Origin of the sequence: Desulfosarcina sp. (assembly GCF_033791525.1) — a bacterium.
Lineage (GTDB): Bacteria > Desulfobacterota > Desulfobacteria > Desulfobacterales > Desulfosarcinaceae > Desulfosarcina.
Map to the genome: position 1 here is coordinate 1 of NZ_JASJGN010000064.1, position 10579 is coordinate 10579.

The 10579-nt window shown below is 54.8% G+C and carries 9 protein-coding genes; 2 read left to right on the forward strand and 7 right to left on the reverse strand.

What is annotated here, in order from left to right; translation table 11 throughout:
• Positions 1 to 35 precede the first annotated feature (35 nt).
• The 6 genes from QNK41_RS03185 to QNK41_RS03210 form a co-directional block, all read right to left on the reverse strand.
• Positions 36 to 1874: a chloride channel protein gene (locus tag QNK41_RS03185; protein WP_319253675.1), complete on the reverse strand. Its 1839-nt coding sequence runs from the start codon at positions 1872 to 1874 to the stop codon at positions 36 to 38.
• Positions 1875 to 1877: 3 nt separating this feature from the next.
• The gene (locus QNK41_RS03190; protein WP_319253677.1) at positions 1878 to 3194 is read right to left on the reverse strand and encodes an aminotransferase class I/II-fold pyridoxal phosphate-dependent enzyme; all 1317 of its coding nucleotides are present in this window, start codon (positions 3192 to 3194) and stop codon (positions 1878 to 1880) included.
• A 355-nt stretch (positions 3195 to 3549) separates the two neighbouring features.
• A complete protein-coding gene (locus QNK41_RS03195) occupies positions 3550 to 3828 on the reverse strand; it encodes a PxxKW family cysteine-rich protein (RefSeq protein ID WP_319253679.1) in 279 nt (92 codons plus the stop codon).
• A gap of 105 nt (positions 3829 to 3933) precedes the next feature.
• Positions 3934 to 4767, reverse strand: coding sequence for a mechanosensitive ion channel family protein (locus tag QNK41_RS03200; RefSeq protein ID WP_319253681.1), 834 nt, complete (start codon positions 4765 to 4767; stop codon positions 3934 to 3936).
• 260 nt (positions 4768 to 5027) lie between these two features.
• A complete protein-coding gene (locus tag QNK41_RS03205; protein WP_319253682.1) occupies positions 5028 to 5720 on the reverse strand; it encodes a DUF2959 family protein in 693 nt (230 codons plus the stop codon).
• A 242-nt stretch (positions 5721 to 5962) separates the two neighbouring features.
• Positions 5963 to 7306 (reverse strand): OmpA family protein, encoded by a 1344-nt coding sequence (locus tag QNK41_RS03210; RefSeq protein ID WP_319253684.1) that lies wholly within the window; start codon positions 7304 to 7306, stop codon positions 5963 to 5965.
• Between the two features lie 646 nt (positions 7307 to 7952).
• Here QNK41_RS03210 and QNK41_RS03215 point away from each other — a divergent pair.
• Together QNK41_RS03215 and QNK41_RS03220 are read left to right on the forward strand one after the other, a co-directional pair.
• Positions 7953 to 8957, forward strand: a complete 1005-nt coding sequence (locus QNK41_RS03215) for a KpsF/GutQ family sugar-phosphate isomerase (protein WP_319253686.1) — start codon at positions 7953 to 7955, stop codon at positions 8955 to 8957.
• Positions 8958 to 8973: 16 nt separating this feature from the next.
• Complete coding sequence (locus tag QNK41_RS03220) at positions 8974 to 10305, forward strand: ATP-dependent 6-phosphofructokinase (RefSeq protein WP_319253688.1); 1332 nt, start codon at positions 8974 to 8976, stop codon at positions 10303 to 10305.
• On the opposite strand, the gene QNK41_RS03225 is transcribed toward QNK41_RS03220, so the two are convergent.
• Positions 10267 to 10579: hypothetical protein (locus QNK41_RS03225; RefSeq protein WP_413815110.1), on the reverse strand; the 313-nt coding region annotated here is incomplete at its 5' end. The two genes, QNK41_RS03220 and QNK41_RS03225, sit on opposite strands and share 39 nt — an antisense overlap.

Genomic DNA, 10579 nt, shown 5'->3' on the forward strand with positions numbered 1-10579 from the left:
CTGAAAAAGCTTTTTACGAATCCGTCAATCGTTGGCTATTCGCCATAGTGCGCCAAACGCTGCGATTTCATCTCGTCCACCTTCTGATTGTAGAAGGATATCACCTCCCGCCGGTTGAGCATTCCCAGGAGAATGCCGTGATCGTCTTCCCGCACCACCGGCAGGCTGTCGATATTACGGGTGGTGAATTTTTTCAGCACGGCGTTGAGGTCTTCATCCGGTGTGGTGACGATGATGTCGGAGCTTCCCACGTCCTTCATCACCACCAGCTGTTCGATTTCGGGTGCGAAGAGAACGCCCCGGATATCGTTGATGGAGAAGATCCCCACCAGCCTTTTGTCTTCATCCACCACCGGAAAGTAATGCTGCTTGGTCTCGGAAAAGTAGCGCTTGAACTCCAAAAACGGCATATCCTGGGGAATCAGGGTCACATTTTTTACCAGGGGCATGAGGTCGTTGACCGGGATGGCCTGTAGGATATCCACAAAAAAATGGCCGGCGTGGGCCGGAGAATCGACCTTGCTCTGCACCTGCTGCTTGAATATGGTCCAGCGCCGCGATGCCATATAGGCCACCGAACAGACCAGCAGACTGGGCAGCAGCAGATGGTAGGAGTTGGTCATCTCGCTGACGAAAATGATCGTGGAGATGGGGGTATTGGAGACGGCCGTAAAGAATCCGGCCATACCCACCACCACGAAGGCACCGGGTTGGGTGACAACGGTGGGCATGATGTCGTGAAAGATTTTGCCCACGCAACCGCCCATGGCCCCGCCGATCACGATCGAGGGGCCGAAGACACCGCCGCTGCCCCCGGAACCGATGGAAAAGGATGTCGTCAGCACCTTGCCCAGGGCAAGGGAGAGCAGAAAAGGCACCGTCAGTTCATTGTTGATGGCCATTTGGGCAAACCCATAGCCAAAGGCCAGGGTTTGAGGCAAAAAAAAGCCGATGATGCCGGTCAGCAAACCGCCGATGGCCGGTTTGATGTGATTGGGGATTTTCTTTATGGATTCGAAAAGGTGGATCGTACCGTAAAAGGCCTTGATGTAAAATACACCGGTGGCCACCAGGACCAGGGCCAGAACCAGGTAAGGTCCCAGTTCAAGCGGATTTTGAAATTTGAACGGCGGGGAATCGAACAGCGAACCCCAGCCGAACACCAGGCAGAAGACACAGTAAGCCACCACCGAGGAAATCCCTGCCGGAATGATCACTTCCGATTCAAAATCCGGGTCCCGGTAAAGCACCTCGGCGGCAAACAGGGCACCGGCCAGCGGGGCCCGGAAGATGCTGCCCACGCCGGCGCCGATGCCGGCAGCCATCATGATCCGGCGCTCGCGGTCGGAAAGCTTGAGGGTGGTGGCCAGAAAGGAGCCGAAACCGGCACCGATCTGGGCAATGGGCCCTTCCCTGCCCCCGGACCCTCCGGTTGTCAGGGTAATGGCTGAGGCGATGGTTTTGATAATGGGCACCCGGCTGCGAATGAACCCACCCTTGTTGTGGTAGGCATTGATGGCGGCGTCGGTGCCGTGTCCTTCTGCTTCCGGAGCGAATGTGTATACCAGCCATCCGCTCAATACCCCCCCCATGGCCGGCAGAAACAGCAGCATCAATCGATTGAATGGAACCGAGGTGGGCGGCAGCAGGTGGTGTTCGCCGGCCGGCGACGGTGGGCGGTAACCGGCCATCATATCCAGGAAGTAATGAAGCCCCAGCTGGCACAGGTAATGAAAAACGACGGATCCGAGGCCGGCAATCAGGCCGATGGCAATAAAATAGACCGACCAGCGGGTGGCCTGGGCAATATTCAGGCTTTTCAGCCGCCCATTGATGCGCCGGTACGTACTCGGTTTCGTTTCCGTCTGCGGCATAATCTATTTCATTTTTCCCAGATCTTTCACTCCCTGAAAGATGATATCGAACAGTTTTTCAACATCGGCCTCTTCCATGCACGAAAAAGCGACACGAAGGTTCGATTCACCCAGTGATATCAATCCGACGCCATATCGATCCAACAGATGAATACGCAGGCTTTCCGCATCCACGGTTTTTAGCCGGATGCACATGAAGTAACCGGAGTTGAATGGGTAAACCTCCCACGCTTCGGCATATTTGGGATCCCTGGAGACCGCTTTGACCCGCATTGCCCGGGCCTTGAGAACGTCGAACTTTGCCTTCTTCTCGGCCGGGTTTTTCTCGTTTTGCATGGAGTTGAGCAAAATGGTCTGGCTCAGATGCGAGGCGTTGGAAATGGTACCGCGGATGCAACCGGCCGTTTTGCGTTCCAGCGCATCGAAAAGCGGCGTCGTATCGCTATTGAACGAGCCCCCGTAAGTAATGAAGCCCACCCGCAGACCCCACACGTAATTTTCCTTGGTGGCCCCGTCGAGCTTTACCGCCAGGATACCGGGGTGCGCCCCGCACAGGCGGGCAAAGAGGGATTCCTTCAGGGTCTCCGGTTCATAAAAAAGACCGAAATAGGCATCGTCGGTGACTGCCAGGACGTAGGTGCCGGCGGCGGCAGTATCGGTAAGGATGCGGACAATCCCGTCCGCTTCCCTTTCGGAAATGGTATACCCCGATGGATTCTGGGGAAAGTTGAGCACCACCGTAATTTTGCGGTGGTCGGCCGCCTCCTGGCAAACCGCCTGTTCGAAAGCGCCGAGGTTGAATCCACCATCCGCGGTAAACAATTCGTAGTGGCGGATGCGGGCATCTTTTCGCACGGAAAAGATCATACTGTAATTGCCCCACATCATCTCCGGCAAAATGATCACATCCCCCGGGCTGGTCCAGACATCCGCAAACGTGGCAATACCGTGAGTAATTCCGCAGGTGACCACCGGCAGGCTCACCGGCTTTCCAGCCAGGGACGGGTTTTTTTCGACCATCTCCGCCTGCCATTGTTTGCGCAAGGCGGGAATGCCGAAAGACGGGGCGTAGGTCAGGGACTGGCTGGCCCGGATATTGTTGAGGGAAGCCATCACACTGTCAAATCGCATGGTCCGCCCGCCCTCTTTGGCGATTCCGATGGTGGCGTTGATGGCATGGGCTTTTTCCCTGGCTTCGGCACTCTGGCTCAGGATGCCTTTTGGAAAAAATAGTTTTTTGCCCACATCGGACAGCATGTCGTAAACATGAGGGGCCGCGGATTTGATGGTCTGATTCAGTTGCTCAGCTAAAGGATTCATGGGCCTCGATCCTCAGTGGGTTTCATCCAGCCGCGGAACCGGTAAAAGGGATAGGGTACCTGCACTGCACAGGCGTTTTTCTGTCAACACCGGCAACAGATAGATTCCAAGTCTGCTGGTGAAGGATTCACAATTGACACGGCGACACACGGCCAAACACGATAAATGGGATATTTACTTCCTGAATGCAAAAAATGTCAAGGGAAAAGCGCCTGAAATATCAAGAGGATGCGCACGGGATCGGTTTCCATCCCACGCCGGGTGCACCCGCGGCCGCAACGCCACGCAAAAAACCCCGCCGCATCGGTCCGGTGGCGGGGTTTTCGACAAATCGGTTGGGTTGTCGGCAGACAGACTACTTTCTGGAGCGCTTGGAAGCCTTCAACGGATTGATCTTCTGGGCCTTTTCTGACATGCTCGAGCCGACATGCGTGGCCAGATTGCAATTTCCGTTTTTCCATTTGGTCGTAGGCTCAGGGCAGGCAGCGCAATACCATCCCGAAGCGATCTCCAGGGTGCGTTTGCACCCTTTGCACTGCTCCACGACTTCAAGGCAGACACCACCCTTGTATCCGCAGCCTTTGGCTGTCATGAAGGCACATTCCATGCCTTTGCGAACCGTTGTACATTTCATTTGAAACACCTCCCATGATGGTCTGAGCAATGAAAAAGGCCAAAGAGAAAGGTTCCTTCGGCCTTTTCAAAATTGGGCGATATATATTCAGGTCAAATCGGCTTGTCAAGCACTTTTTTCCTGCACCTCGGCGCCATGCTGGTAAAGGTGGACGTCGCGCTGGGGGAACGGGAAGGAGACACCGTTGGCGTCGAAGGCTTTTTTAATTTTTTCGGTCAGGTCGAAATGCACCCCCCAGTAGTCTTCCACCTTGACCCATGGACGAACCACAAAGTTCACGCTGCTGTCCGCCAGTTCGGAGACGGAAATCTGTGGCGCGGGGGTCTCTAAAATTCGGCTGTCCTCGGCGATGATTTCGGCCATCAGCGATCGGGCCTTGTCGATGTCGTCATCGTATCCGATGCCGAACACCATGTCCACCCGGCGGGTTCCCTTGACCGTCCAGTTGACGATATTATCGTCGGTGAGCTTGGCATTGGGAATGATGACGGTTTTGTTGTCAGCCGTTTTCAACTGGGTGGTGAAAATCTGGATGGCCTCCACCACACCGAATACACCGGCCGCTTCGATCAGGTCACCCACCTTGAAAGGCCGGAAGATGATCAGCAGAAAACCGGCGGCAAAGTTGGACAACGATCCCTGCAGGGCCAGACCGACGGCCAGACCGGCGGCACCGAGAATGGCAATAAAGGAGGTGGTCTGGATACCCAGCTGGCCCAGGGCGGCGATGACGATAAATGCCAGCAGGCCGATGTAGGCCATGTTGGATGTAAAAGTAACCAGGGTGGGGTCGATCTTGCCCTTGGTCATCATGCGTTCCACCAGTTTCCGCACCCCCTTGGCCACCCAGCGCCCGACGACGAATATGGCCAGGGCAGCAAGGACCTTCAATCCGTAAACCGTCAACAGTTGATAGATCTTGTCGAGAATCTCTTCCATATGTAACTTTCCTTTCTGTACCCGAAGAAATCGGAATCAATAAATTGCACCCACCAAAATCTTATAAAAAATAACAAATTTCAAGATTAAAATACTAAGTAGTGTCCATCCAGAAATAGGCAAATTTGGTTGAGATCAAGGCATGCGAAAAATTTTACCACAGGCATATAGTTGATATTCCGAGGATAAAAGCGTTCGCATAACGCAGATATCAGGCAAATTGGCCATTTGTGGATCGACACTAAGTATGATGGTGCCGTCTACATGGTCTTAACAAACGCATCGGCCTCTTTGATGGAACGGTTCATGTCCTGGATCAGGGAAGACACTTCCGTTTCTATATCAGCGACTTCTTTTCTCAGTGAACTGACCGCCTGGGAATTGAGGTTGTGCTTGAGGTAGAGCACATAATCCCGCAGGTTGTTGAGCACCGGGTCCATCGAGGATTCCGCACGGGCCATGGAGCGCTGCAACCGGGCAAACCGGCTGCGGGTATCCTGCAGGGAGGCCCGGCTTTTGGACTTAAGCTTCACGTTCTCGATGACGGTGATTTCCGACTCCCACTCTTTGAACAGGTCGGCGGCGATGCGCTCGACCTTGTCAATGCGGTCGCGCACGGCATCGGCCCGCTCTTCGCAGGCCCGATAGTCTTCGCTGAGTTTTTCGTAAACATCTTCCAACTCTCCGCCGTCAAAGCCATACATGGCCTTGATGCGTTCCACGACGGTGGCGAATTGTTCAGACGCCTCGGCCTGTTCCTCGCGCACCTGTTCGACGTTGTCTTTCAGCAGGTGGCGTTTCTCCTTGCCCATCTTCTCCCAGACCGTATAATAAGTGGTCTGACAGCCGAGGGCAAAAAGGAAAATCGCCGTCATCAGCGCAGCGACACGAATGGCCCCGTTTTGCCTTAATGACGTTGATGAATGGCTTTGTCGGCTAGCTATGTCAGTCATGCATCGTTGCTCCAATGCGGTAAGGTTGATGACTGCCCCACGACCCGGAAAAGGAATCCCCGGGCCGCGGGTCGCAGTCGCTTGTGGTGACCAGACCCTTAGCAGGCTGTTGAAAAACTATTGCGCTTGGCCATACGGCGTTAAAACTTGACTCAAAATGCTCATTTATCACACATAAACTGCGCTTTTTCGCCAAATTTTGCCTTGTCTTGCCTGCGCTCATGACGTTTTTCAACAGCCTGTTAGTTCACCTTGGTAAACTGAACCCGACGGTTCTTGGAACGGCCCAGCTTGGTTGCATTGTCGGCGATGGGGCGATCCGGCCCGTATCCTTTGGCTGAAAGCCGGGATGGGGACACACCCTTGCCAACCAGGTAACCCATAACGGCCTCGGCCCGTCGATTGGACAGATCCATATTGAAGGCACGGGCACCGGTATTGTCGGTATGGCCCTCGACCACGACCTTCAACTGCGGGTTGGCACCGAGTGCGGCGGCGATTTCATCCAGAATCCCATACGAAGCGGGTTTGATATCCGCCTTGGAAACTTCAAAGTTAATCTCGTTGAATGTCCATGAAACCGCACCCGATTGCAGCACGGTCAGGGGGCATCCCGATGCATCCACCTTCACACCGGCAGGCGTTTTCGGACATTTGTCCAGCGAATCGGGCACACCGTCACCATCGCTGTCCAGCGGACAACCGGTCGAGTCCACTTTCACACCGGCAGGCGTTCCCGGGCATTTGTCCTGATAATCAGGCACGCCGTCCTTATCGCTGTCCAGTGGGCAGCCTACCGAATCGACCTTCACGCCGGCGGGCGTTCCCGGGCATTTGTCCATGGCATCGCCCACACCGTCGCCGTCGCTGTCCATCATATCGCCGATGAATACCTTTTGGACAAAGTCAGCCATTTGCTCACCGCTGGCCAGACTATCGGCATTGGTGGCAAAGCCGCAGCCGCCAACCCGGGCAATCTCCTCCATCAGCTGCTGTCCGTCGGCGTCATCGCCCACGAGAATGGGGTAGAAACACACCGAATCCCCAAACTTCTCTTTAACGGCCCTTGCCCCTGCAGCCTGTCCCGCGCCCATTCCTTTTGCGTCGGTAACCATGATCACGGCACTGGTTCCGTCGAGCCCCTCCAGATCATTGACGACGGCGGCGGCAGCCTCTCCCAGGGGGCTGGTGCCGCCGGCCTGGGAGACTGTCGACAGGGCCTTGTGATGGGCAACCTTGTCAAAGTCGCCCACATCGTCAATCACACTGGTGCTTTCTGCAAACATTTTGGGATCACCACCGAAAATTCGCAGTCCGCTTTTAATTCCCATATCCGCGGGTACGGTTTCGGCCATGTTGCGCACCACAGAAGTTGCGATATCAAATTTCTTCCACTGCTGATAACCCTCCCCCATGGAAGATGAAGCATCCATTATGACAATCACATTCTGCGCTTTGAGTGCATGTCCACCCGCATCGACTTCCACCGGGGTGAACGGGGGTACCGGCTGGTAGGATGTGGCGCAGGCACTCATCAAGGCCGCGATCATCAACAAAAGAGCAAGCATGGTGACAGGGTGTTTCATGGCAATTCCTTTCTGTTTCTGAGGAAATTATGGGTCTTAACCACTTTTTAGATTTTGGAGTTGAGAACAGTGGGACTTTAATTGAACGGCTGGGACGTTGTGCGCATCGCGAAAAAAATGTTAATGAGCATGGATCAACAGGTGTATACCAAAATAGAGTGTGAATGCTTACTGTTCAATGACGTAGTGTGCAGGCTAATTAAGTGGGAAGATAATCCCTTTCAAAAAAAAGTCCAGTACCGATTATAAAAAAGCCGCTTGGGTCGCCATGAGTTTGATTGACTTTTCAGGCAAATTGGCTATTGTTTGACCGCAGCCGTTCACGGGTTCAAAGGTTCAGGGTTCAGAGGTTCGGGTGAACCGAAAACTTCAGTGGAAGTAAGCACTTACGATAGACCCTGATCCGATGAATGTTTACATGCCGGAGTTACTCGCTCTGGGATTGGCGGTTTCACCAGGAAATTATTTGCCTACAAAAAAGGTCAACCAATAGAAAACAAACCCAGAACGGTGAACGCTGAACCTGTGAACGCTTGCGTTTGACCACACATGAACCATGTAAAGCGGTCCACCAATCCAACTCGTCATAGGGACGGTCGCGCCCATCTATTCAACCATGCAAACGATCAAACAGGAATCCATAATCATGATCTTAGATGAAGCACGCCAGGTTTTGCAAATTGAAGCTGACGGCATTTTAAATCTGATCGGTCGCCTCGACCACCGGTTCGATCAGATGGTGGAAGTCATCCTGAAAGCGACCGGCCGGGTCATCGTCAGCGGCATCGGAAAATCAGGCATCATCGGCCGGAAAATCAGCGCCACCCTTAACAGCACCGGTACGCGGTCGCTGTTTCTGCATCCTGTGGAGGCCATGCACGGAGACCTGGGAATAGTCGGCCCGGACGACGTCTTTCTGGCCATGTCCTACAGCGGAGAGACGGATGAACTCAATATACTGATGCCCAGCATCAGCAACATCGGCTGCACCGTCATCGCCATGACGGGAAATCCGTCATCCACCCTGGCCAAACACAGCGACATCGTCATTGATGTCGGGGTGGAAAAAGAGGCCTGCCCGTTGGGCCTGGCACCAACGGCCAGTACCACAGCGCTTCTGGCCATGGGGGATGCGTTGGCCGTGGTGCTGATCAACAAGAAGCAATTCAAAACAAGTGACTTCAAGCGATTTCATCCCGGCGGGGCGCTGGGTCAGCGGCTGTCCAGCCAGGTGAAGGACATCATGTTCACCGGTGATGCCGTTCCCATGGCCACCACAACGGTATCCATGCAGGAAGCCGTGGAAGAGATGGACCGCCACGGGCTGGGTGCCCTGATCATCGTCGGCGAAGACCAACGGCTTGCGGGTATCCTGACAGACGGCGACCTAAGGCGGATGATTGCCCAGAAGAAGCCGGTTCTCGACCAATCCCTGACGGCACAGATGACCCCATCGCCCCTGCATGCATTTTCTCAGACACCTGCCTTCGATGCCCTCAACATTATGGAGCAGCATGAAATCACGGTTCTGCCGATCATCGACAGCGACTGGCGAGTGCTCGGGATCCTTCACCTGCATGACATCCTCGGCAAGGGCGAATTCAAGTTCAATGGGCCCGAGCCCGATAAAAAGCGGAACCTGGACGGATAACCTGCAAGGAGCATTTATGAATTCAGAAACCATCGAAACCCACATTCTGACGTTGGGTGAAGCCAAAATCCCATCGCCCATGTTGAAGGAAGAGCACGGCGGGATCAACCATCTGTTCGTTTCCGATGAAGACCAGGTGATGATCAATATCAAGCGAGCGGATATCAATGCGATGTTTGCAAAAGGTATATCCCCACCGGCATTCGAAGTGGCCGGCCCGCGAAGAAAAGTCTATTTCGACGCGTCCAAACTCAGGTGCGCCATCGCCACCTGCGGGGGTCTGTGCCCGGGGTTGAACGACATCATCCGGGCCATCGTACTGGAGCTGCACTACCGCTACGGCGTAAAGATCATCTACGGGGCGCGCCACGGACTGGAGGGGTTTATCCCCGAGTATAACCACGATTTTCTTGACCTGACACCGGCCCGAGTCACCACCATCATGAACATGGGCGGATCCATTCTCGGGTCGTCGCGGGGTGCACAGGATATCGATCGGGTGGTGGACTGCCTGGAGGTGAACAATATCGGCATCCTGTTCATGGTGGGTGGGGACGGCACCCTCATGGCCGCGTCCAAGATTACCGATGCCATCACCCAACGGAAACTGAAAATCAGTGTGGTGGGCATCCCCAAAACCATCGACAACGACATTCACCTGGTTTCCCGCTCCTTTGGATTCGACACCGCCGTGGATGTCGCTCGCATGGCAATCCAGAGCGCCCACAACGAAGCCATCGCCTACCCCAACGGCGTGGGCCTAATCAAACTCATGGGGCGGCACTCCGGTTTCATTGCCGCTACGGCAGCCCTGGCCCAGCAGGATGCCAATTTCGTATTGATTCCTGAAGTTGACTTCGACCTCGAGGGCCCCAAAGGATTGATGGCCGCCCTGCAGGCAAGGGTGACCAGCCGGGGCCATGCGGTTATCGTGGCGGCCGAAGGGGCCGGGCAGAAATTTTTCGAAGGTATGTGTGAGCGCTGGGATGCATCCGGAAATATTTGCCTCAACGACATCGGTCCATTTCTGAAGGATGCCATCAAGGCCCACTTTGCCCAACAGAAAATTCCGCTTAACATCAAATATATCGATCCGAGCTACATGATCCGCAGCCTTCCGGCAAATGGGAATGACAGCGTATTCTGCGGCTTTTTAGGCAGGGATGCGGTACACGCGGGAATGGCGGGGAAAACCAAGCTGGTTATCGGTCATTGGAACAATCATTTCGTGCATTTGCCCATGGAGGCCACGGCGGGCAGGAGAAAACAGGTCAGGCCCAACGGAAAGCTGTGGACAACGGTACTGGAATCAACCGGTCAGCCATCGCTTAAAAATGATCAGCCATAGGCGTTCGGGGTTCAGGGTTCGGGGTTCAGGGTTCAGATCAACACCTGACACCGGCTCTCTCAAACAAGGTTTCAGGTCTTCACACTTGAGAAGCCCCGCGTCCGGATCGAACGCGCCCCAGCGCAGGGCGATCGCTTCGCCGGGCTTGAGGCCGCAGCCGTAGAGCAGCGAGAGCAACAGCGCATCGCGGGGCGAAGAGGTGGCGGAGAGTAGTTTGGACACATCTTCCACCGGAAGGAACAACGGGAGCGAACGCGGGCGCCTCGGTCCCCGC